16 protein-coding genes are annotated in these 23403 nt (G+C 73.7%); 10 read left to right on the forward strand and 6 right to left on the reverse strand.

Annotation, left to right across the window (positions count from 1 at the left end; translation table 11 throughout):
• Positions 1–23 precede the first annotated feature (23 nt).
• From ELQ39_RS30465 to ELQ39_RS30480, 4 genes are read left to right on the forward strand one after another with little or no spacing between them, the layout of a single operon-like run.
• Positions 24–998: a carbohydrate ABC transporter permease gene (locus tag ELQ39_RS30465; protein WP_190003196.1), complete on the forward strand. Its 975-nt coding sequence runs from the start codon at positions 24–26 to the stop codon at positions 996–998.
• The gene (locus tag ELQ39_RS30470; RefSeq protein WP_190003197.1) at positions 995–1858 is read left to right on the forward strand and encodes a carbohydrate ABC transporter permease; all 864 of its coding nucleotides are present in this window, start codon (positions 995–997) and stop codon (positions 1856–1858) included. The genes ELQ39_RS30465 and ELQ39_RS30470 overlap by 4 nt, the downstream gene beginning before the upstream one ends.
• Before the next feature lie 28 nt (positions 1859–1886).
• Entirely contained in the window at positions 1887–2909 is a 1023-nt protein-coding gene (locus tag ELQ39_RS30475) for a hydroxyacid dehydrogenase (protein WP_242595106.1), read from the forward strand.
• Positions 2906–4804 (forward strand): DUF2264 domain-containing protein, encoded by a 1899-nt coding sequence (locus ELQ39_RS30480; protein ID WP_242595108.1) that lies wholly within the window; start codon positions 2906–2908, stop codon positions 4802–4804. The genes ELQ39_RS30475 and ELQ39_RS30480 overlap by 4 nt, the downstream gene beginning before the upstream one ends.
• 16 nt (positions 4805–4820) lie before the next feature.
• Here ELQ39_RS30480 and ELQ39_RS30485 read toward each other — a convergent pair whose 3' ends face one another.
• Positions 4821–5768, reverse strand: a complete 948-nt coding sequence (locus ELQ39_RS30485; RefSeq protein WP_242595110.1) for a hypothetical protein — start codon at positions 5766–5768, stop codon at positions 4821–4823.
• Between the two features lie 317 nt (positions 5769–6085).
• Here ELQ39_RS30485 and ELQ39_RS30490 point away from each other — a divergent pair, with 317 nt between their 5' ends.
• Entirely contained in the window at positions 6086–9469 is a 3384-nt protein-coding gene (locus ELQ39_RS30490; protein ID WP_242595112.1) for a CARDB domain-containing protein, read from the forward strand.
• 196 nt (positions 9470–9665) lie between these two features.
• Positions 9666–10532 (forward strand): hypothetical protein, encoded by an 867-nt coding sequence (locus tag ELQ39_RS30495; RefSeq protein WP_242595114.1) that lies wholly within the window; start codon positions 9666–9668, stop codon positions 10530–10532.
• Positions 10533–10548: 16 nt separating this feature from the next.
• Here ELQ39_RS30495 and ELQ39_RS30500 read toward each other — a convergent pair whose 3' ends face one another.
• From ELQ39_RS30500 to ELQ39_RS30510, 3 genes are all read right to left on the reverse strand, one after another.
• Positions 10549–12003 carry a hypothetical protein gene (locus ELQ39_RS30500; protein ID WP_242595116.1) on the reverse strand — a complete coding sequence of 485 codons (1455 nt, stop codon included), beginning with the start codon at positions 12001–12003 and terminating at the stop codon, positions 10549–10551.
• Positions 12004–12147: 144 nt separating this feature from the next.
• The gene (locus tag ELQ39_RS30505) at positions 12148–13140 is read right to left on the reverse strand and encodes an MASE1 domain-containing protein (RefSeq protein WP_242595118.1); all 993 of its coding nucleotides are present in this window, start codon (positions 13138–13140) and stop codon (positions 12148–12150) included.
• Between the two features lie 61 nt (positions 13141–13201).
• Complete coding sequence (locus ELQ39_RS30510) at positions 13202–14029, reverse strand: PP2C family protein-serine/threonine phosphatase (protein ID WP_190003203.1); 828 nt, start codon at positions 14027–14029, stop codon at positions 13202–13204.
• Positions 14030–14156: 127 nt separating this feature from the next.
• On the opposite strand from ELQ39_RS30510, the gene ELQ39_RS30515 reads away from it, so the two are divergent.
• From ELQ39_RS30515 to ELQ39_RS30525, 3 genes are all read left to right on the forward strand, one after another.
• Positions 14157–14504, forward strand: a complete 348-nt coding sequence (locus ELQ39_RS30515) for a hypothetical protein (protein WP_190003204.1) — start codon at positions 14157–14159, stop codon at positions 14502–14504.
• A 109-nt stretch (positions 14505–14613) separates the two neighbouring features.
• On the forward strand, positions 14614–17298 hold the full coding sequence (locus tag ELQ39_RS30520) for a glycoside hydrolase family 97 catalytic domain-containing protein (RefSeq protein WP_242595120.1): 2685 nt from the start codon (positions 14614–14616) through the stop codon (positions 17296–17298).
• A gap of 168 nt (positions 17299–17466) precedes the next feature.
• On the forward strand, positions 17467–19518 hold the full coding sequence (locus ELQ39_RS30525; protein WP_242595122.1) for a discoidin domain-containing protein: 2052 nt from the start codon (positions 17467–17469) through the stop codon (positions 19516–19518).
• Positions 19519–19523: 5 nt separating this feature from the next.
• Here ELQ39_RS30525 and ELQ39_RS30530 read toward each other — a convergent pair whose 3' ends face one another.
• Positions 19524–21086 (reverse strand): glycerol-3-phosphate dehydrogenase/oxidase, encoded by a 1563-nt coding sequence (locus ELQ39_RS30530; protein ID WP_242595124.1) that lies wholly within the window; start codon positions 21084–21086, stop codon positions 19524–19526.
• Positions 21083–21691: a TetR/AcrR family transcriptional regulator gene (locus ELQ39_RS30535; protein WP_242595126.1), complete on the reverse strand. Its 609-nt coding sequence runs from the start codon at positions 21689–21691 to the stop codon at positions 21083–21085. The genes ELQ39_RS30530 and ELQ39_RS30535 overlap by 4 nt, the downstream gene beginning before the upstream one ends.
• A gap of 88 nt (positions 21692–21779) precedes the next feature.
• Between ELQ39_RS30535 and ELQ39_RS30540 the strand changes: the two genes are divergently transcribed.
• The gene (locus tag ELQ39_RS30540; RefSeq protein ID WP_242595685.1) at positions 21780–23375 is read left to right on the forward strand and encodes an FAD-binding oxidoreductase; all 1596 of its coding nucleotides are present in this window, start codon (positions 21780–21782) and stop codon (positions 23373–23375) included.
• The last annotated feature ends 28 nt before the right edge of the window (positions 23376–23403 follow it).

The following is a 23403-nucleotide window of genomic DNA, read 5'->3' on the forward strand; positions in this document are numbered from 1 at the left end:
CCGAAAGGCAGGTGACACCCCTCATGACCGCGACGACCGAGCACACCGTGCGGGTCCCCGCCCCGCGCGCCGCCGCCCCCTCCGCCCGCACCCGCCGCACCGCCCGGCGCCGCAGGCTGGGCGCCGCCGGCGTGCTGATGGCCCCCTTCTTCCTGCTGCTGACCACCGTCTTCCTGATCCCCGTCGGCACCGCCGCCTACCTCAGCTTCTACAGCGACGACCAGCCAGGACTCGGCTTCGGCCCCGAACGCACCGTCTTCGTCGGACTGCGCAGCTACGCCGCCGTCCTCACCGACCCCACCTTCCTCGGCGGACTCGGCACCGTCGCCCTCTACTGCCTCATCTACATCCCGCTCATGGTGGCCGGCGCGCTCCTGCTGGCCCTGCTGCTCGACTCCGGCGTCGTACGCCTGCGCGCCTTCGCCCAGCTCGGGCTGTTCCTGCCGCACGCGGTGCCCGGCATCATCGCCGCCCTCATCTGGCTGTACCTCTACACCCCCGGCATCAGCCCGGTCATCGACCTGTTCGCCCGCGCCGACATCACCGTCGACTTCCTCGGCGTGCACACCGTGCTGCCGTCCATCGTCAACATCGCCCTGTGGAGCAACCTCGGCTACAACATGGTGGTCTTCTACGCCGCACTCCAGGCCGTGCCCCGCGAGGTGATCGAGGCCGCCGTCGTCGACGGGGCGGGCCCCGTGCGCACCGCGCTCCAGGTGAAGACGCCGCTCGTGCGGGCCTCCGTCGTGATGGTCGCCATGTTCACCCTCATCTGGGCGCTCCAGCTGTTCACGGAGCCGATGCTGCTCAGCCAGTCCTCCCCGATGATCAACTCCCGTTTCTCGCCCAGCATGTACATCTACGACGCGGCGTTCACCCGCAACAACTACAGCCTCGCCGCGGCCGCCTCCGTCGTCCTGCTGCTGTGCACCATCGCCCTGTCCTACGGTGTCACCCGCCTCACCAGCCGCAACTCCACCGCCGAGGAGGCCCGATGAGCGCCACCGGCTCCACCGCGCTGCGCCCCCGCCTGCTGGGCCGCGCCACCGTCAACGCCGTCGTCGCGATCTCCGTCCTCTACACCCTGCTGCCCGTGCTGTGGCTGGTGCTCGCCGCGGCCAAGAACCGCGACGCCCTCTTCGGCAGCGACCTGCTCTCCCTCAGCGGCTTCTCCTTCGCCCAGAACCTCACCGACCTGTTCGCCATGGACGGCGGTCTCTACGGACGCTGGTACGTCAACAGCCTGCTGTACGCGGTGCTCGGCGCCGCCGTCGGCGCGCTGGTGAGCGTCGCCTGCGGCTACGCCTTCGACAAGTACCGCTTCCGGCACAAGGAGAAGCTGTTCGGCCTGGTCCTCGCCGCCGTCATGGTGCCGCAGACCGTGCTCGCCCTGCCGCTGTACCTGATGGCCTCCGAGGCCGGGCTGGTCAACACCTTCTGGGCGGTGTTCGTCCCCGTCCTCTTCAACCCGTTCGGCGTCTACCTCGGCCGCATCTTCAGCCAGGGCTACGTCCCCGACGAGGTGCTGGAGGCCGCCCGCATCGACGGCGCCGGCGAACTCACCATGTACGCGCGGGTCGCGCTGAGGATGCTCGGACCCGGTCTGGTCACCGTGTTCCTCTTCCAGCTCACCGCCATCTGGAACAACTTCTTCCTGCCCATGGTGATGCTCTCCGACCAGGACCTGTACCCCGTCAGCCTCGGCCTGTACGCGTGGAACAGCTCCGCGTCGGTGTCACCGGAGTACTACCCCGTGGTCATCATGGGATCGCTGCTCGCCGTGGTGCCGCTGATCCTCGCCTTCGTCCTGCTCCAGCGCTTCTGGCGCAGCGGTCTGACCGCAGGTGCCGTGAAGTGAACGCCCACGCAAGGAGTTGCCGCACCACATGACCGAGCCCATGCCCGGCCCCCGTCCCCGCGCCGCCCTCGCCATGTCGCCGGACGTCGCGTCCGCCGTCCTCGACCCCGAGTCGCGTGCCGCCCTCGACGCCCTGTGCCGCCTCGCCCCGGCGGTGCTGGAGGACTTCACCACCCCCGCCGCCCGCGCCGTGCTCGCCGAAGTCGACCTGCTGATCACCGGCTGGGGCTGCCCGCCGCTGGACGACGCCGTGCTGCAGGCCGCGCCCCGGCTGAGGGCGGTCGTGCACACCGCCGGCAGTGTCCGCGGCCATGTCACCGACGCCTGCTGGGACCGCGGGGTCGAGGTGTCCTCCGCCGCCGCGGCCAACGCCGTCCCCGTCGCCGAGTACACCCTCGCGATGATCCTCCTCACCGGGAAGCGGGTCCTGGAGAGCGCCCGCGAGTACCGCGCCTCCCGCACCCGCGCCGACTGGCTGCGCACTCCCCGCACGGTCGGCAACCACCGCCGCACCGTCGGCATCCTCTCCGCGTCCCTCGTCGGCCGCCGCGTGATCGACCTGCTCCGCCCGCACGACATCGACGTACTGCTGCACGACCCGTACGTCGACGAGGCCGAGGCCGCCCGGCTGGGGGTGCGAAGCGTCGGACTCACGGAGCTGTTCCGGCTCAGCGACACCGTCAGCGTCCACACCCCGCTGCTGCCCGAGACCCGCGGACTTGTCTCCCGGGACCTGATCGGCTCGATGCGGCCCGGCGCCGTGCTCATCAACACCGCGCGCGGCGCGGTCCTCGACCAGGACGCGCTCACCGACGCCGCCCTCGCCGGCCACATCCGCGCCGTGCTCGACGTGACCGACCCCGAAGTCCTGCCGCCCGACCACCCCTTGTGGGACTGTGAACACGTCCTCATCACCCCGCACCTCGCCGGCTCGCAGGGCAACGAGTGGCGCCGGCTCGCCGACACCGCGGTCTCCGAGATCGCCCGCTGGGCCTCCGGAAAGGGCTTCCTGCACCCCGTCCGACGCGAAAGGCTGGCCTTCCTCGCATGAGCATCCCGTTCGACCTGCCCGCCGACGACCACGGCCTCAGTCCCCGCACCGGGTACACCCGGGCCCACTGGGAGGCGGTGGCGGACGGGCTGCTCACGGCCGCCTGGCGCTGGGCCACCCCCGGCAGTGCCCTGCTCCACCTGCCCGGCCGCCCTTCCCGGTCGGGCGTGCGCTCCGACGGTCTGGAGGGCTACGCCCGGACGTTCCTCGCCGCCGCCTTCCGCGTGGCGGGCGCCGGCGGCGGCGACCCCCACCACCTGCTGGAGCGGTACGCCGACGGACTCGCCGCCGGCACCCGCACTCCCGGCCGCGACGACACCGAGTCCTGGCCCGAGATCCTCGACTTCGACGTCCAGGGCCAGCCCATGGTCGAGTCCGCGTCCGTCGCCCTCGGCCTGCGGCTGACCGCGCCCTGGCTGTGGGACGAGCTCGACACCGACGTGCGGGACCGCGCCGAGGAGTGGCTGCGCGGTGCGCTGCGGCACACCCCCGCGCCCAACAACTGGTACCTCTTCCCGTACACCGTCGCCGGGTTCCTGGAGTCCGTCGGCCGGGGCGACGCCGAGACCGCGGCCGCCCGGGAGCGGGCGCTGGACCTGCTGGAGAGCTGGTACCGGGGCGACGGCTGGTACGCCGACGGCGACGGACGTGCCTTCGACCACTACAACGGCTGGGCCCTGCACCTCTACCCGGTCCTCGACGCCCACCTCTCGGGCGACGCCGACGCCCTCGCCCGTCACGGCGGACGCCTCCGCGCCCACCTCGACGGCTTCTCCCTGATGTTCGGCGCGGACGGCGCCCCGCTGCACCACGGCCGCTCCCTGACGTACCGCTTCGCCGCCTCCGCGGCCGTGTCGCTGGGCGCCGTCACGGGACACACCCCGCTGACGCCGGGCGCCTCGCGCCGCATCGCGAGCGGCAGCCTGCGCCATTTCCTCGACCGGGGCGCGCTCACCCCTGACGGGCTGCTGTCCCTCGGCTGGTACGGCCCGCACGAGGCGAGCCTCCAGGAGTACTCCGGTCCCGCGTCGCCGTACTGGGCGTCGAAGGCGTTCGTCGCGCTGCTCGCCCCCGCCGGCCACGCGCTGTGGACGGACACGGAGGAGCCCGCCCCGGTGGAGGAGGCCGACCGGGTGCTGTCCCTGCCCGGACCCGGCCTGCTGCTGCAGTCCACCCGCGCCGACGGCACCGTACGGCTGCACAACCACGGCAGCGACCATGTGCGGCCGCACGAGGGCGAGTCCGCGGCCGACGACGACCCGCACTACGGCCGCCTGGCGTACTCCACCCGCACCGGGCCCACGGCCCCGGCGAACGTCGCCGACAACCATCTGTCGGTGGAGGTGGCCGGGCGGCCCAGTGTGCGCCGCCGCGTCCACCCCCTGGGCGCGGGGCACGGCGACGGCTGGGGCTGGGCCGCATCCTGGCACCGGCCCGTGTTCGTCGCGGGCCCGCCGATGGTGCCGGGCCTGACGGTCGAGAGCGTCACCGTCGCGCACGGCGGCCTGGAGCTGCGGGCGCACCGGGTGACGGGAGCGCCGCCCGGATCACGGGTCACCCTCACCGGCTGGGCCACCGGCCCCGAGGAGCCGACGGTCTCCGCCCTGCACGGCCTGTTCGGCTGGGACGACCCGGCTCCGGAGACGGTCCCCGCGCCACAGGGCACCGCCTGGACCCCCTGGGCCCGCGTGCCCCGCCTCACCGGAGGCTGCGGGGGCACCACGGTGCACCTCGCCCTGGCGTCCCTCACCGCCGGTCACGACGCGCCGTCTCCGGCGGACGCGGTGACCGACGTGCGCGTCGACGACGGGACCGTCGAGGTGACCTGGGCGGCGGACGGCTTCCGCACCCGCGTCTCGTTCGGGCCGCCGGAGGTGAGCCACACGCGTCCGTGAAAGCGGCCGGCCGGCCTCAGGACTGTGCGTCGGACGCACGCTCCGGGGCCGGCGTGGAGCCGTCGGGCGCGGTGTAGAACACCGAGGTGCCCTGCTTGCTGCGCTGGGCCTGGTTGCGCGCGACCAGGCCCTCCAGGGTGGAGCGGACCACCGTGACCTTGATGGTGCGTCCGGGATGCGCCTGGCCCAGCGCCGTGGCGATCTCCGCCGCCGAGCGGGGCTCCTTCTGCTCGTCCAGGTGCCGGCGGACCAGGTCGACCAGCTTCGGCGCGTCGCCCCGGGCGGACTCCGCGGCCTTCGCCGGAGCCTTGCGCGGCCCCTTCACCGCGGACGTCTTCCCGGCGGGCTCGGGGGTGGCGGGCTTGCGCGAGGCCCTGGCTCCGGTGGACCTCGCCGATCCGGCGGGCTTCGACGCGCCGGCCTTCGCCGGGCCACCGGACTTGGCGGCACCCGCGGTCCTGGCGGCACCGGCCTTCGCCGAGCCGCCCGTCTTCGGCGACGAGGTGCTCCTGCCGGCGCCGCCCGCCGGCACCTTCTTCCGCTCCCGCTTCGGCTTCTCCGCCCCGGGCTTCACACCACTGCGCCTGCGCGGCGCCGGCACGGTCGCGCCCCCGGACACGGCGGTGTCCTCCGACGACCCGGCGGACTCCTCCGTCGAGGGCTCGGTGACCACGGCGGGCGCGGCGACCCCGGTGTCCCCGGAGGCGACCGCAGTGTCCCCGGAGCCCTCCGCCGCAGCAACGGCGTCCGCCGCGGATCCTGCGGACCCCGCCGCCAGATCCAGCGCCTGCTGCATCTTCACCAGCAGCGCGTGGTCCCGTCGAAGCGCGGCCAACTGCTGCTGCAGCTCGGCGATCTGGGCGCCGACGCGCTCCTGCTCCTTGGCGTTGCGCTCGAGGTCGCTCGCGACCTGGGCGACGTACTGCGACGTGAGATCGGTGGCGACGGTGGAGTGGTCGGACATGAAGGTGTCCTTTCGTCGTGTGGTCTGCCGGTGGCCAGTCATGGTACGGCCGGGCGGGGTTGACCGTTTCTCCTCCGCGGACTCCCGGAGAGGTGCGCGGTTGACGCCCGTGACGCGCGAGGTGCCCCGGTTCTCTGCCGGACGCTGTGTCCACGCCATTGACAAGTGATGCGCCAACCGGAAACTTCAATGCGAGAGCCGCAAGAAATGAACGACGTCCCGCAAATATCGCATCGGGCGTCGGCAATCCTCGGCAGGGGCATCGGGCTGCCCGGGTGGCCGCGCGCCCTCAGCACCCGCCGTGGAACGAGGACTTCATGAGACGCACGCGTTTCGGCCTGCGTACGATCACCGGCCTGCTCCTGGCCGGCCTGGTCGCCGCCGGTCTCTCACCCGGAACGGCCGGCGCCGCCGCGAAGGCGGTCCGCGGACCCGACCTGGCGCTCGGCAGGAGCGTCACGGCCACCGGGTCCCATCCCGAGTACCCCGCGACCAACCTGACCGACGGAAGACAACTCACTTACTGGGAAGGCCCCTTGGGTTCCTTCCCGCAGTCCGTCCGCCTCGATCTGGGCGGCACGGTCCGCGTCGACGAGGTCGTGCTGAAGCTGCCGGCCGCCTGGGAGGCGCGCACCCAGACCCTCTCCGTGGAGGGCAGCACCGACGGCTCGTCGTTCACCGCGCTGTCCGCCTCGGCGGCACACCGCTTCGACCCCGACCGCGCCAACACCGTCACGCTCACCTTCCCGGCCCGCGACGTACGCCATCTCCGCGTCCGCGTCACCGCCAACACCGGCTGGAACGCCGCGCAGCTGTCCGCGCTCGAGGTGTACGGCGAGGACGGGGGAGGGGGACCGGGTCAGCCACCGGCCGACGGCACCGATCTTGCGCTGGGCAAACCGGTGGAGGCGTCCTCCACGATTCACTCCTTCGTGGCAGCCAACGCCAACGACGGGCGCGTCGACACCTACTGGGAGTCGGCCGGTCACCCCGCCACGCTCACCGTCCACCTCGGCGCCGAGGCCGACGTCACCGCCGTCGTCGTGAGGCTGAACCCGGCAATGACGTGGGAGCGGCGCACCCAGAGCATCGAGGTCCTCGGACGTGACCGCTCGTCCGGCGCGTACACCACGCTCAAGGCCCGCGCCGACCACACCTTCGACCCGGCAGGCAACGGCAACGGCGTCACCATCCCCGTCACCGCACGCGTCGCCGACATCCAGCTCACGTTCGGCCACAACTCGGCGGGTTACGGCGCCCAGGTCGCCGAGCTGGAGGTCCGGGGCACGGCCGCACCCAACCCCGACCTGACCGTCACCGCCCTCGACTGGACCCCCGCCGCCCCCACCGAGACGGACCCGGTCACCGTCCGCGCGACCGTGCGCAACGCCGGCACCGCCCAGTCCGCCGCCGCGACGCTGAACGTCAGCCTGGAGGGCACGGTCGTGGGCAGCGCCCCCGTCTCCGCGCTCGCCCCGGGCGCCTCCCTCACCGTGTCCGTCGATGCGGGCACCCGCGTCAGGGGCAGTTACACGGTGTCCGCCGTGGCCGACCCCACGGACACCGTCCCCGAGCTGGACGAGACGAACAACAGCCGGACCGCGACGGACCGGCTGACCGTCGCGCAGAGTCCCGGCCCCGACCTGGAGGTCACCGGCATCCGCACCAGCCCGGCCACACCCGCCGTCGGCGCGCCGGTGTCGTTCACCGTCTCCGTGCACAACCGGGGCACCTCACCCGTCCCCGCCGGCTCGGTCACCCGGCTCACCGTGGCCGGACGCACCCTCGACGGGACCACCGGGGCGATCGCCGCCGGCGCCACCGCCGAGGTCGCCGTCGCCGGCACCTGGACCGCCACCGCGGGCCCCGCCGTCCTCACCGCCGCCGCGGACGCCACCGGCACGGTCGCCGAGACCGACGAGAACAACAACGTCCTCAGCCGCTCGATCGTCGTCGGCCGCGGCGCCGCCGTCCCGTACACCGAGTACGAGGCGGAGGGCGGCGCCTACCGGGGCACCCTGCTGACCGCCGACGCCAAGCGCACCTTCGGCCACACCAACTTCGCCACCGAGTCCTCCGGCCGTCAGTCCGTCCGCCTCGACTCCACCGGCCAGTACGTCGAGTTCACCTCCACCGGCGCCACCAACTCGATCGTCGTGCGCCACTCCATCCCCGACGCCCCGGGCGGAGGCGGCACCGAGGCCACCCTCAGCCTCTACGCCGACGGGACGTTCGTGCGGAAGCTCGGCCTCAGCTCCAAGCACAGCTGGCTCTACGGCACCACCGACCAGCCCGAGGGGCTCACCAACACTCCTCAGGCCGACGCACGCCGCCTCTTCGACGAGTCCCACGCGCTGCTCTCCGACACCTACCCGGCGGGGACCGTGTTCCGGCTCCAGCGCGACGCCGACGACCGCGCCGCCTTCTACGTCGTCGACCTGATCGACCTGGAGCAGGTGGCCCCGCCCGCCGAGAGGCCCGCCGGGTGCGTGTCGATCACCGAGTACGGCGCCGTCCCCAACGACGGCATCGACGACACCACCGCCATCCAGCGCGCCGTCACCGCCGACCAGCGGGGCGAGATCGGCTGCGTGTGGATCCCGGCCGGGCAGTGGCGCCAGGAGCAGAAGATCCTCACCGACGACCCGCTGGACCGCGGCGCGTTCAACCAGGTCGGCATCCGCGACGTCACCGTCCGCGGCGCCGGCATGTGGCACTCCCAGCTGTACACCCTGACGCCCCCGCACCAGGCCGGCGGCATCAACCACCCGCACGAGGGCAACTTCGGCTTCGACATCGACGACAACACGAAGATCTCCGACCTCGCCATCTTCGGCTCCGGCACCATCCGGGGCGGCGACGGTGGCGCCGAGGGAGGCGTCGGCCTGAACGGGCGCTTCGGCAAGAACACCCGCATCAGCAACGTGTGGATCGAGCACGCCAACGTCGGCGTCTGGGTGGGCCGCGACTACTCCGACATCCCGGACCTGTGGAACCCGGCCGACGGACTGGAGTTCACCGGCATGCGGATCCGCAACACCTACGCGGACGGCATCAACCTCACCAACGGCAGCCACGACTCCACCGTGACGAACTCGTCGTTCCGCAACACCGGCGACGACGCCCTCGCCGTGTGGTCCAGCAAGCACGTCAGGAACCCGGCGACCGACATCGGCCACGACAACCACTTCCGCAACAACACCGTCCAACTGCCCTGGCGCGCCAACGGCATCGCGATCTACGGCGGCCACGGCAACACGGTCGAGAACAACCTCGTGTACGACACCATGAACTACCCGGGCATCATGCTGGCCACCGACCACGACCCCACGCCGTTCTCCGGGCAGACCCTGATCGCCGGCAACGGGCTGTACCGCACCGGCGGCGCCTTCTGGAACGAGGACCAGGAGTTCGGCGCCATCACCCTGTTCGCCCAGGGCCCCGACATCCCCGGCGTGGTCATCCGCGACACCGACATCCACGACTCGACGTACGACGGCATCCAGTTCAAGACCGGCGGCGGCGCCATGCCGGACGTGCGGATCTCGGACGTGACCATCAGCAAGTCCAACAACGGCTCCGGCATCCTCGCCATGGGCGGGGCCCGGGGCAGCGCCACCCTGACGAACGTCACCATCACCGGATCGGCGGAAGGCGACGTGCTGATCGAACCCGGCTCCACCTTCGTGATCAACCGGTAGGCGTTCACACGCCGATTGCTCCGTCCGGCGGGCCCGCACCCCACGCGAGGGTGCGGGCCCGTCACCCGCACGGCCCCGCGCCGGAAGGCGCCCCGCAGCGGGCGCCACCCCCCGCGGGCGGCGCAGACGGGGGACTTCGCGCGGACGCGCGCGGGGAGCCGAGGCGATTACGGGAAGACGAAGTCAGGCTGAGTCCATGGCTTCATCGACCGACTGCCCGGACCGTGCGCCCCGCGCCGCGTCCGGCGCCGCCCGGCGGCCGTCCGCCGGGCCCGTCCGCCTCCGTACCGGGGTGTGGCTGCGGGCCGTCGCCCTCGTCGTCCTCGCCGCCCTCACCGGGTGCGGGGCGGGCAGCGGCACCCGCGCCCGGGACGACCCCGCCGCCACCGGCACCACCGCGCGCGAGCACCCGTCCGCGACCGCCCTCGTGCCCGGAGCGGCCGGCACCGCACAGGGCCGCCCCGCCACCGAGGCGCCCGCGGTGATCCCCGGCCTCGGCCCCCGTACCCGGGCGTGGATCCCGGGTGACGCCCGCCAGGTGGTCGTGGTCACCGGACGCGACCGGAACGCCAACCACTCCCAGGCCGTGCTCCACCGGCACACCGGCACCGGCTGGCAGGCAGGACCGGCATGGCCCGCCCGCAACGCGCTCCGCGGCTGGACGGACGACCACTGGGCCGGCGACCTGCGCTCGCCCATCGGCGTCTACAGCCTCACCGACGCCGGCGGACTGCTCCCCGACCCCGGGACCCGGCTGCCCTACGACCGCTCGGACGGCTTCGCCGTCAGCGGCACCGGATTCGAAGGCGAGCCGCTGGAGGGGTCCTTCGACTACGTCGTCGCCATCGACTACAACCGCGAACCCGGCACGTCCCCGCTGGACCTGACCCGGCCGCTGGGCGCCGACCGGGGCGGCGGCATCTGGCTGCACGTCGATCACGACGGCCCCACCCAGGGCTGCGTGAGCCTGAAGGAGCAGCACATGCGCGACCTGCTGCTCGCCCTCGACCCCGCGCTGCACCCGGTGGTCGTCATGGGCGACGCCGCGTCCCTGCGCGAGTGACCGCCGCCCCGCCGGGTCAGGGCGCGATGCCGACCCCGGGGACGCGGCTCCACGCCCTCTCCTGCGCGGCCGTCATCGCCGGCCAGGACGTGCCGCCCGGCCGCGGAAGCACCCGCGAGGCGTACGAGGCCGGGCGGAATCCGGGGTCGTAGAAGCAGCCGGTGGCGTACACCCGGTCGAACGCCGGGCAGGACGCGGCGGCCGACGACGGCGTCGGCCGCTGTCCGGTGCGCACCCAGCGGTCCAGCGCCGCCAGCGACGTGGCGTACTCGGCGTCGCTCAGCGCGGAGTGCTCGTGCTCACCGGTGAACGTCTGCACCAGCCACCGGTCGCGGTGCGCGCCCCGCAGCGTGTCCCGGTAGGCCGCCTCGTGCTCCACGAACGCGGTCGGGTCGTCCTTGGCGTGCAGCGTCAGCACGGGGATCGCCACCCGCCCGGTGAGGTCGCTGTCGTACGACAGGTCGCGCACGGCCGCCGGGTCGGCGGCGAACCGCTCCACGCCCGCGTTGAGCGCCTTGTCGTCGTGCGAACCGGAGTAGCGCACCCCGCGGTTGGAGAACGGGTTACGGCCGCCCAGCCGCTCGTGCACGATGTCCCGGAAGGTGAACACCGAGAAGCGCAGATGCGACTCCAGCGTCCGCTCCGGGATCCCGGTGACGTTCAGGATGTCGTCCAGGTTCCGCTGCTGGAGGGCGGTGCGCTCCCCGGGCGCCGACGCGTACCCGGTGCACTCCTGGAGCCGGGCGCGCAGCCCGGCCGTGGTCAGCGTCGAGCCGCGGCGCAGCCCCTGCCACAGCGGGTACTGCTCCTCCTCGGGCCGGGGCAGGTTGGCGCAGTAGTACTGGTACACCACACGCAGGTCGACGCGGTGGTCGTAGCCCCGGGAACCGCCGCCCAGCACGCCGTTGGTGAGCAACGCCCCGTCGTAGGGGCCGCTGCTCCCTGCGTAGGTCTCGACGACCTTGGCGGCCACGTTCCCGCCCCACGACTGGCCGTGCACGTACGTCCGCCGCGGCGCGCCGAACCGCTCGACGAAGAGCCGCCGGACGTTCTCGGTGTCCGCGGCGGCCATCCGGGTGCCGTAGCCGCCCCTGCGGTACGACGAGCCGGCCCAGGCGTACCCCTGGTCCACCACCACCCGCCAGCGCCCGAGGTCCTCGACGCCGCGCCCCGGGTCCGACGCGTCGCCCAGGTCGGGGCCGCCGTGGGCGTGCACGACGAGCCCGCCGTTCCACCGCTCGGGTATCGCGATCGCGTAGTGCGCGCCGTTCGCGTCCGTGCCGGTGTAGCACGTGGCGCCGTCCGGCAGCCCTTCCGGACAGGCGGCCGGCCGGGGCCCGGTGTCCCGGGCCTGCGCGGCCGGCGCCGGGACGAGGACGCCGGCCAGCGTCCCGGCGAGCAGCAGACCCGCCGTGCGCCGGCGGGAGCGCGGGGAGCGGGGGAGACGGAGGGCATGACGGAATCTGTTCACGGTGCGGCTCCTGGTTCGGCGGCGCGTTGCTGCGCACGGGCGGCGATGCTAGGAACGCCGGCCGCCGGACACCACGGGCGGAGCGGTTGCGTTCATACTGTTCTGCCGCAACGGGTCCGCGGGCGCGGACGGTTACCCCGACGTTCAGCCCGCGCGGGGGCCCTCCCCCCGCTGCGGCCGTCCGTGCGGGGCGGACTCGCCCGCCGTCAGATGCTCCAGCACCTCCACCAGTTCCTTGCACGCGTCCTCCACCGAGCGGCGGGTGTTGTGCTGCTCGGTGATCACCGCGGACAGCAGCAGCGAGGTGAGGGCGGCCGCAGCGTTGAAGGCGTGCAGAGTGATCATGATGTGCACGTCCGACAGCTGATCGAACGGCCCCGTCCTTTCGGTCGCGGCATCCGTCGCCAGAAAGGAGGCGAACAGGGCGCACAGCGTGCTGCCGGGCAGCTCGAACCGCAGCGCCGCCCAGATCAGCAGCGGATAGACGACGAACAGCAGACTGCCCTGGGCGTGCGTGACGACCGGCACGAGGACCGCCGCGGTCACCACCAGAGCCGTCGCCTCCCGCCAGCGCGACCACTGCACGGGTGACCGCACCCGGGGCAGGATCAGCAGCACCGGGGCGATCAGCAGCACCCCCATCGCGTCACCCACCCACCAGGGCAGCCACGCCGACCAGAAGGACCCGGCCGGCAGGTCGCCGGAGACGACGAGCAGCCCGGCGGCGACCGTGGAGCTGACCAGCATCGCGGCGAAGCCGCCGAGGAACACCAGGCTGAGGCAGTCCCGTAATCGGCCGAGGTCGGTGCGGAACCCGGCCCTGCGCAACAGCCAGTAGGCGCACAGAGGCGCGGCGGTGCCGGCGAACAGCAGGCCCGGTGAGACCGGGCCCGGGGGCGTGAGGTGGACGATCACCAGCAGTGCGCCGAGGGCGATGCCCGGCCAGACGCGCGGCCCGAGGATCAGCAGGGACGCGACGGCGATCCCGGTCGGCGGCCAGACGGGGGACACGACCGAGCCGTCGACCCGCAGTTCGTACAGCAGTCCGAGCCGGCCCCCGGCGTAGTAGCAGGCGGCGACGGCCAGCGTCTGCAGCACGTAGACGGCCGGTGTACGGAGATCCTCGCGAGCCACCACACCTGTCATCACACACCGAGGCGGCTTCCACGGCGAGGTGGGAGGCGCGCCGCTGTCGGCCCTACGGCTGACCGGCGGGCTCGTGCCCGATCACGAGGACCGCCGCGTCGTCGTCGTGCCCCACCTCGGCCGCCCCCTTGATCACGGCGGCGGCGAGCGCGTCCGCGTCCATACGTGCGACCGCCGCGATGCCCGCGAGCCGCGACACCTGCTCAAGACCCTCGTCCAGACGCATCGACGGGCCCTCCACGACGCCGTCGGTGACCATCACGAACACCCCGCCGGAGTCCAGCCGGTACCGCGTCACCGGGTACACCGCCCCGGACTGCACGCCCAGCGGCGGACCGCCCTCGTCCTCCGTCACGCCGGACCGCCCGTCCGCCGTGGCCCACACGCACGGCAGATGACCGGCGCGGGCGCTCTCCAGCAGCCGGGTCTCCGGGTCGAGCCGCATGAAGGTGCAGGTCGCGAACAGGTCCGCGCCCAGCGTCAGCAGCAGCTCGTTCGTCCGCGCCAGCAGCTCGCCCGGGTCGCTGTCCACGGAGGCGAGCGCCCGCAGCCCGACCCGCACCTGTCCCATGAAGGCGGCCGCCTCGATGGTGTGCCCCTGCACGTCGCCGATCGACAGGCCGATCCGGCCGTCGGGCATGGTGAACGCGTCGTACCAGTCGCCGCCCACGTTGAGGCCCTGGTTGGCGGGCACGTACCGCACCGCGAGCCGTACGCCGTCACCGGTCGGCAGTCCCCTCGGCAGCATCCCGCGCTGCAGCGCGACGGCCAGTTCCACCCGCGAGCGCTGCACCTCGGCCGCCGCACGCGCCTGGGCGGTCAGCGTCCCGAGCCTGGTCAGCAACTCGTCGCCGTGGTCCTTGGAGCCGGTGCGGGACATGGATCACTCACTCGGGACGGGCACTCCGGGTCCGCCCCCGGCAGGGACAAACCATATGAAAGCAACATTCACCAGGATGATAGACAGAACGCGTTTGGCCGGGCCAGTCGGTGTGAAGGCTGGCCGCATGGAGCAGCGCGAGATCATGCAGCGGAGCGTCGGCATCCTCACGGAGGCCCTGGAGATGAGGCGCCGGCTGCGCGCCGACCCGGAGGCCGACGTGACCGCCGGAAGTGCGGTCGCCGGGCTGCTGGAGGACATGCTGCCGCGTATCCAGCTCCCCGCCGACGCCAGTGCGCGCGAGGTGGCGGAGATCGTCACCGGGAAGCTCGGGCCGGCCATCGTGCAGATCACCTCCGCCCTCACCTTCGCCTTCGTCCAACTCGCCGAGATCCACGACGAGGGCCGCACCGACGTGTCGTCCGCCGACGTCCTGCGCTCCATCGCGCTCCACTACGAGCGGGGCGAATCCTGAGCTGAACTCAACCACCGTGTGACGCGCGGTGGTTGAGGAACGGACGAGCGGGAAGGGATGTCCCGGAACCAAGACAGACAACGATGTCACCTCTTGGACGGAGACCCCCGTGCCCAGATCGCCGCGCACGTCGCCAGGCGGCCCGCGCCGAACACCCCTCCCCGCCCTGCTCACCCTGCTGCTCTCCGCCGCGCTCGCCCTCACCACGCTCGGCGCCCCCGCGCGGGCGGCGGAACCCGGCGGCGCCTGGACCGTGCACCAGCCCGGGGCGCCGCGGGACGGCGTCACGGCCGTCGTCCGCCTCGACCCCGCGGACGGCACCCTCACCCTCACCGCCCGCAAGGGCGGCACGACGGTGCTCGAACCGGCGCCGCTCGGCATCGTCACCTCCGCCGCCGACCTCACCTCGGGGCTGCGCGCCGACTCCCGGCACACCCGGCAGGTGACCGAGCGGTACTCCATGACCACCGGCAAGCAGCTCCGCCGCACCGTGCGGATGACGGAGACCCGCTTCACCTTCAGCGGCAGGGACGGCGCCCGCCTCGGACTCGTGGTCCGCGTCGCCGACGACGGCGTCGCCTACCGCTACGTCCTCCCGGGCCCCGGCACGGTCACCGTCGAACGGGAGGCGTCCGCGTTCCGGCCGCCCGCCGCCGCGCGGGCCTGGCTCACGCCGTACTCGGTCAACTACGAGCGTCTGTACGCCCCGACCACCGCGGCGGGCGCGGCCCCCGGCGCGTACGCCTACCCGGCGCTGTTCCGGGTCGGGGGCACCTACGCCCTGCTCACCGAGTCGGACGTGGACGGCCGCTACGACGCGAGCCGGCTGGTCCACGAGGGCGACGGACGCTACACGGTGCGTCTGGCGGACCCCGAGGTCACCTCCGAGGGGCCGCTGGCCACCCCCTGGCGCACCGCTGTCGTCGGCGACCTCGCCACCGTCACGGAGTCCACCCTCGTCGACGACCTCGCTCCGCCCTCGCGCCTCGCGGACACCTCGTGGATCCGGCCCGGCAAGGTCGCCTGGTCCTGGCTGGACGGTTTCGGCGCCGCCCAGCGCGACCTCGCAGCCCAGCAGCGCTTCGTCGACCTCGCCGCGGCCCGCGGCTGGCCGTACACCCTGGTCGACGACGGCTGGAAGACCACCGACTGGATGCCCGAGCTGATCGCCTATGCCCGGCAGCGGGGCGTCGACGTCCTGCTGTGGGTGCATTACTCCGATCTCGACACGGCGGCCGAGCGCGCCGAGTTCCTGCCCCGGGTGAAGCGGTGGGGCGCGGCCGGACTCAAGATCGACTTCATGGACTCCGACTCCCAGGAGCGCTTCCGCTGGTACGACGACGTCCTCCGGGACACCGCCCGGTACCGGCTGCTCGTCAACTTCCACGGCGCGACCCTCCCGAAGGGCGTCCAGCGGACCTGGCCGCACGTGATGACCCTGGAGGCGGTGTACGGCGCCGAGCAGGGCACCGTGCCCGCGGCGGGGCTGACGGCGCTGCCGTACACGCGCAACGCGGTCGGTTCGATGGACTACACGCCGATGGGCTTCCAGTTCGGCACCCGTACCGTCTCCGACGCGGCCGAACTGGCGCTGTCCGTGGTGTTCGAGTCCGGCTTCCAGAACTTCGCGGGCTCGGTCGCCGCCTACCGCGAGCGGCCGGAGCTGGCCCGCTTCCTCGAGCAGGTGCCGACGGTGTGGGACGAGTCGCGGCTGCTGTCGGGACTCCCCGGCGAGAGCGCGACGTTCGCCCGGCGCCACGGCGAACGATGGTTCCTCGGCAGCGTCCACGCCGGTGAGGCCGGGACGCAGCGCGTGCCGCTGGACTTCCTGGGCGGCGGACGCTGGCTGGCGGAGGTCGTCCGGGACGGCGAGGACGGCGGGCTGCTGCGCGAACGGCACGTCGTCACCCGCCGGGACGCCCTGGAGGTGCAGACGGCCGAACACGGCGGGTTCGCCGGGCAGATCTGCCGGTTCACGCCCGGGCGCGACACCTGCGACCGGCCGGTGACCAGGCTGCCGCTCACCACGCTCACCGCCGACCCGGCACGCGCCGAGACGGACCCGGGCGGCTCCGTCGGCGTCACCGGCCGGTTCGCGGTGGAGGAGTCGGGGCCGGCGACGGACGTCCGGCTGACGCTCGGCGTCCCCGACGGCTGGACCGTCGACGGCGACGACGCCGGGGCCGCCGAACTGCCCACGGGGGAGGCGCTGTCGGCCGACTGGACCGTGCGGGTGCCGTCCGGCGTCCGCCCCGGGGGCTACGACCTGACCGTGCGCGCGGAGTACCGCGCACCGGACCGGCCGGGCTCCGGGGTGCTGCGGGTCGAGCGCCCGGTGCGGGTGTTCGTGCCGGAACCGGGTGTCACCTATGTGAGCGACCTGCCGTTCACGTCCGAGCGCAACGGGTGGGGGCCGGTCGAGCGGGACATGTCCAACGGCGAGCGCGACCCCGCCGACGGAGGCCCGCTCACGCTGGAGGGCGCGGTGCACGACAAGGGCCTCGGGATGCACGCGGCGGGTGAGGTCGTCGTCGAACTCGCCGGCGGGTACCGGCGGTTCACGGCCGAGGTCGGCGTGGACGACGAGGTCGGCGCCAAGGGCACGGTGGCCTTCGAGGTGCTCGGCGACGGCACGACCCTGCTGACCACCGGGTTGCTCGACGGCTCCGGCCCGGCCTTCCCCGTCGACGTGGACGTCACCGGCGTACGGCGGTTGACCCTGCGCGTGCTGGACGGCGGGGACGGGGTGGACTCCGACCACGCCGACTGGGCGGACGCGCGGCTCGTGCCGTAGCGGGGGGGGCGGGACGGTCCAGGGGTGTCCGTGGGCCGTCCCGCCGGCCGACGTGGGCGTGCGCGCTGTCTTGACGGCGTACGCGCGAGTAGCGATGCTCCCCGAGAGGGTTTGCTGAGGCCATGACAACTCCTGTCATGGCGGCTCCGTCGACGGAGGGACCCGCCGGTGACCACCTCTCGCGCCGGACGCCACGCCGGGATCGTCACGCTGCTCCTGCTCGTCCTGGCCGCCGCGCTCACACCCACGTCCAGCTCGGCCGCCGGCGGCGACTGGTGGGACCCGGTCGCCCGGCCCGTGCCGGACTCGCGGATCGGCGTCACCGGGGAGCCGTTCAAGGGCACCGACTCCGCCGGGCGGGTGCGCGGATTCGTCGACGCGCACAACCACATCATGTCCAACGAGGCCTTCGGCGGCCGGCTCATCTGCGGCAAGGCGTTCTCCGAGAAGGGCATCGCCGACGCGCTCAAGGACTGTCCCGAGCACTATCCCGACGGCTCCCTCGCCGTCTTCGACTTCATCACAGGCGGTGGCGACGGCCGCCACGACCCGGACGGCTGGCCCACCTTCGCCGACTGGCCCGCCCACGACTCGCTGACCCACCAGCAGAACTACTACGCCTGGATCGAGCGAGCCTGGCGCGGCGGGCAGCGGGTGCTGGTCAACGACCTCGTCACCAACGGCGTGATCTGCTCGGTGTACTTCTTCAAGGACCGCAGCTGCGACGAGATGACCTCCATCCGCCTGCAGGCCCGGCTCACCTACCGGATGCAGGACTACGTCGACGCCATGTACGGCGGGCCGGGCAAGGGATGGTTCCGCGTCGTCACCGACAGCGCGCAGGCGCGTGAGGTGATCGAGCAGGGCAAACTGGCCGTCGTGCTGGGCGTGGAGACCTCGGAGCCGTTCGGCTGCAAGATGATCCTGGACATCGCCCAGTGCGACCGGGACGACATCGACGCGGGCCTCGACGAGCTGTACGGCCTGGGCGTGCGCAGCATGTTCCTGTGCCACAAGTTCGACAACGCGCTGTGCGGCGTGCGCTTCGACTCCGGTGCGCTCGGCACCGCCATCAACGTCGGGCAGTTCCTGTCCACCGGCACCTTCTGGCGGACCGAGCCCTGCACCGGCCCGCAGCACGACAACCCCATCGGCCTCGCCTCCGCGCCCGCCGCCGAGAAGCACCTCCCCGAGGGCGTCGAGGTCCCCTCGTACGACGCGGACGCCCGGTGCAACGTGCGCGGGCTGACCGGGCTGGGCGAGTACGCCGTGCGCGGCATGATGAAGCGCGGCATGATGCTCGAGATCGACCACATGAGCGTCAAGGCCGCCGGCCGGGTCCTCGACCTCTTCGAGTCCGCGTCCTACCCGGGCGTCCTCTCCTCGCACAGCTGGATGGACCTGAACTGGACCGAACGCGTCTACCGGCTCGGCGGGTTCACCGCCCAGTACATGAACGGCTCCGAGCGGTTCGTCACAGAGGCCGGCCGCACCGAACGGCTGCGGGACGCCTACGGCGTCGGCTACGGCTTCGGCACCGACATGAACGGCGTCGGCGGCTGGCCCGCCCCGCGCGGCAAGGACGCGCCGAACCCGGTCACCTACCCCTACCGCAGCGTCGACGGCGGCTCCGTCCTCGACCGGCAGACCACCGGGCAGCGCACCTGGGACCTGAACACCGACGGCGCCGCGCACTACGGGCTGGTGCCCGACTGGATCGAGGACATCCGGCGCGTCGGCGGACAGCACGTCGTGGACGACCTCTTCCGCGGCGCCGAGTCCTACCTCACCACCTGGGGCGCGACCGAACGCCACCGCCCGGCGGCGAACCTCGCCCGGGGCGCGGAGGCGACGGCCTCCTCCGCCGAGTGGAACCCGTTCACCAGCTACGCCCCCGCCCGTGCCGTCGACGGCGACCAGGGCACCCGGTGGTCCAGCGACTGGAGCGACGGCCAGTGGCTGCGCCTCGACCTCGGCGCCGTCCACCGGATCGGCCGCGTCACCCTCGACTGGGAACGCGCGTACGGGAGTTCGTACCGGATCGACGTGTCGCCCGACGGCACGGACTGGCGCACGGTGTGGTCCACGACAGCGGGCGACGGCGGGCTGGACACGGCGGTGTTCACGCCGGTCGAGGCACGGCAGGTGCGCGTCGTCGGCCTGGGACGCGGGACCAGGTACGGCTATTCGCTGCACGAGGTCGGCGTCCACGCGCGCTGACCGCGTCAGCCCCTCGCCGCGTCGGCCAGCAGGGCCCGCACCGCCTCCAGCGCCGCCGTCCGGTCGGAGGGGACCAGGCCGATGCGGGTGCGGCGGTCCAGGACGTCCTCCTCGTCCAGCGCGCCCTCGTGGCGCACCGCCCATAGTGCCTCGGCGGCCGTGACCGGATACCCGGGCAGGACCGGCTCGGCGAGGCGGGGGTCCCGCTCGGCGAGCGCCAGGACCGCCGGGGCCTCGGTGCCGTGGCGGCGCACCAGGCGCCGGGGCGCGGGCAGTGCGGCGAGGACGTGCGGCGCCGCCGCGCCCACCAGGGGCAGCGACGCGGTGCGGGAGGGGCCGGCGGCCAGGCCCCGGAGCCGTACCGCCGCGTCCACCGCGTCCTCGGCCATCCGCCGGTACGTGGTCAGCTTGCCGCCGACCACCGTGACGACGCCCTCCGACGAGGTCAGCACGGCGTGCCGCCGGGAGATGTCGGCGGTCCTCGGCGGGGCGTCCGCGTCGTCCGGCGTGGTGTCCAGCAGGGGCCGCAGCCCGGCGAACGCGCCCACCACGTCGTCCCGGTGGACCGGCACGTGCAGGACCGAGCAGAGGACGTCCAGCAGGAAGCCGATGTCCGTCTCCGGGGGCTCGGTGACGTCGGGGATGTCGCCGTCCACGGGTTCGTCGGTGAGGCCGACGTAGACCCGGCCGTCGTCCTGGGGGAGGACCAGGACGAAGCGGTTGGTCTCCCCGGGCACGGGGATGTGCAGTCCGGCGGTGAGCGGGCCGAGGCTCTCCGGGCGCAGCACCAGGTGCGTGCCGCGGGAGGGACGGATGCGGACTCCGTCGACGAGGCCGCCCGCCCACACCCCGGCGGCGTTGATCACCGCGCGGGCGCGGATCTCGCCCTCCTGGCCGGTGAGTTCGTCGCGGACCCGCGCGCCCGTCGCGGTCAGCTCCAGCGCCCGGACCCGGGTGAGGACCCGCGCGCCGTGCGCACCCGCCGTACGGGCCAGGGCGGTCACCAGCCGGGCGTCGTCGGTGAGCCGGCCGTCCCACGACAGCAGACCGCCGCGCAGCCCGTCGAGCCGGAGCGCCGGTGCGAGATGGCGGGTCTCCACGACGGAGAGGCGGCGGGGCGCCGGGAGGGTGGCGCGGGCGGTGCGCGCCGCCAGCCGCAGCGTGTCCCCGGCGTGGAACCCGGCCCGCGCCAGCGCGGCCTGCCCGCGCGACACCAGCGGGGTGAGCGGCAGGACGAACGGCTGGGCGTGCACCAGATGGGGCGCCGTGCGCTCCATCAGGATGCCGCGCTCCACCGCGCTCTCGTGGGCGACGTCGAGCCGGCCGGAGGCCAGGTAGCGCAGCCCGCCGTGGACCAGCTTGCTGCTGAAGCGGGAGGTGCCGAACGCCAGGTCGTGGGCGTCGACCGCCACCACGCGCAGTCCGCGCGCCGCGGCGTCCAGGGCGGCGCCCGCGCCGGTCACGCCCAGGCCGACGACCAGCACGTCCACGGTGTCGCCGTTCACCGAGCCGGTCAGGTCGCGGGCGCGCCGGGCGGCGGACAGGGACGAGCCGCTGAGGGGGGTCATGGCGTGAGGGTCCTCTCCAGAATGCCGCGCAGCTCGCCGAGGAACGCCTCGGCGGACAGCTCGGGTGCGTCCTCGTCGGTCACGGTCCGCAGGGACAGGGTGAAGGACTGCACGATCAACAGCACCGAACGCGCCTGCCGTTCGACGGGCGCGCGGCGCACCGAGCCGTCGGCGTGCCCCTCGCGCAGCACGCCGGCCAGCAGCTCGAGGAGGGCCTCCTGGCTCGCGCCGAGGCGGTCCAGCACATAGGGGAGGAGCAGTTCGGGGTCGACGTCGAGGATCTTGCGGAAGAGCGGGTGGGCGACGAAGTCCCGCACCGCGTCCACGAGTCCCCGCGTGAGCAGCTCCCGCGCGGTCATGTCCGCTCTGTGCTCGGGCATGGCCCCGGTGGCCACCGCGATCCACTCCCGCGTCATCAGGTCGCCGACCAGCGACCGCACGTCCGGCCAGCGCCGGTAGAGCGTCATGCGGGAGACACCGGCGCGGCGGGCCACGTCGGTGAGCGTGGTGCGGCGGACCCCGACGGCGAGCACGCAGTCGCGCACCGCGTCGAGCACCGCGTCGTTGTCCGAACCTGCCGAGCCGTTGTGACGAATAGGCGTCATGTGTCACAGTGTAACGCCACGTGAGGCCGTCGGGCGACGGCATCCCTCTTTCCCGACCCGTCAGGACGGACCCGTGAGGACGACAGACATGGACATGCTCTGGAGCGGCTGGGGCGACCCCGAGCGGGCGGCCCCGCTGCCCGACGCGGTGACCGGGCTGCTGCGCGACCTGCTCGGCGTCAAGCCGCGCGAGACGGCGACCGTCGCCCTCGAGGACCTGGAGGTCCCCGCGACCCCGCTCGCCCCCGACGCCCACCGAGCCCTGGCCGCCGCGCTGGGCGACGAGGCACACGTCCGCACCGACGCCGGGACCCGCGTACGGCACACCCGCGGCAAGTCCACCCCGGACCTGCTGCGCATGCGCGACGGCGACCTCGCGGCCGCGCTCCCCGCCGCCGTGCTGCTGCCCGCCACGCACGACGAGGTGCGGGCCGTGCTCCGCCTGTGCGCCGAACACGGGCTGGCGGTGGTCCCGTTCGGCGGCGGCACCTCCGTCGTCGGCGGTCTCGCACCCGAGGCGCGCGGCACGTTCGTCGCCCTCGACCTGCGGCGCATGAACCGCCTGCTCGACCTCGACCCGGTCTCCCGCACCGCCACCCTGCAGCCCGGTCTGCGGGCCCCGCAGGCCGAGGCGCTCCTGGCCGAACACGGCTTCACCCTGGGGCACTTCCCGCAGTCCTACGAGTGGGCCACCATCGGCGGCTTCGCCGCGACCCGCTCCAGCGGCCAGGCCTCCGCGGGGTACGGGCGCTTCGACGAGATGGTCCTCTCCCTCACTCTGGCCACCCCCGAGGGCACCCTCGAGACCGGCCGCGCCCCGCGCTCCGCCGCCGGCCCCGACCTGCGCCAGCTCCTCCTCGGCTCGGAGGGCGCCTTCGGCGTCATCACCTCGGTGACGGTGCGGGTCCGGCCCGTGCCGCAGACCCGTGTCCACGAGGGCTGGGGCTTCCCCTCCTTCGAAGCGGGCGCCGCCGCCCTGCGCCGGCTCGCCCAGGACGGGCCGCGGCCCACCGTGCTGCGCCTGTCCGACGAGACCGAGACCCTCGTCGGCCTCGCCAACCCCGAGGCGATCGGCTCCGGCGAGCTCAAGGCGAGCGGCTGCACCGCCGTCGCCGGATACGAAGGCACGGAGGAGGACACGGCCTACCGGCGCGAGCGGGCCGCCGCCGTCCTGCGGGAGTGCGGCGGCACCCCCCTCGGGGAGGAGCCCGGCCGGCGCTGGGCCCACGGCCGCTACGCGGCGCCCTACCTGAGGGACGCCCTCCTCGACGCCGGGGCGTTCGCGGAGACGCTCGAGACGGCGGCGTTCTGGTCCGGCCTCCCCGGCCTGTACACCGCCGTCCGCGACGCGCTCACCACCACCCTCACCGAGGCCGGCACCCCGCCGCTGGTGATGTGCCACATCTCCCACGTCTACGAGAACGGCGCCTCCCTGTACTTCACGGTCGTCTCCGCGCAGGGCGAGGACCCCGTGGCCCACTGGACGCGCGCGAAGCACGCCGCGAACGAGGCGATCCTCGCCGCGGGCGGCACCATCAGCCACCACCACGGCGTGGGCACGGACCACCGCGACTGGTACGTCCGCGAGATCGGTCCTCTCGGGGCCGAGGCGCTCCGCGCGGTGAAGCGGCGGCTGGACCCCCAGGGGATGCTGAACCCGGGCGTGCTGCTGCCCGCCGACTGACGTGCCCGGCCGCGGTGCGGGGCCGGCA

Origin of the sequence: Streptomyces sp. GB4-14, from assembly GCF_022696125.1 — a bacterium.
In the GTDB taxonomy this organism is placed as follows: Bacteria; Actinomycetota; Actinomycetes; order Streptomycetales; family Streptomycetaceae; genus Streptomyces; species Streptomyces werraensis.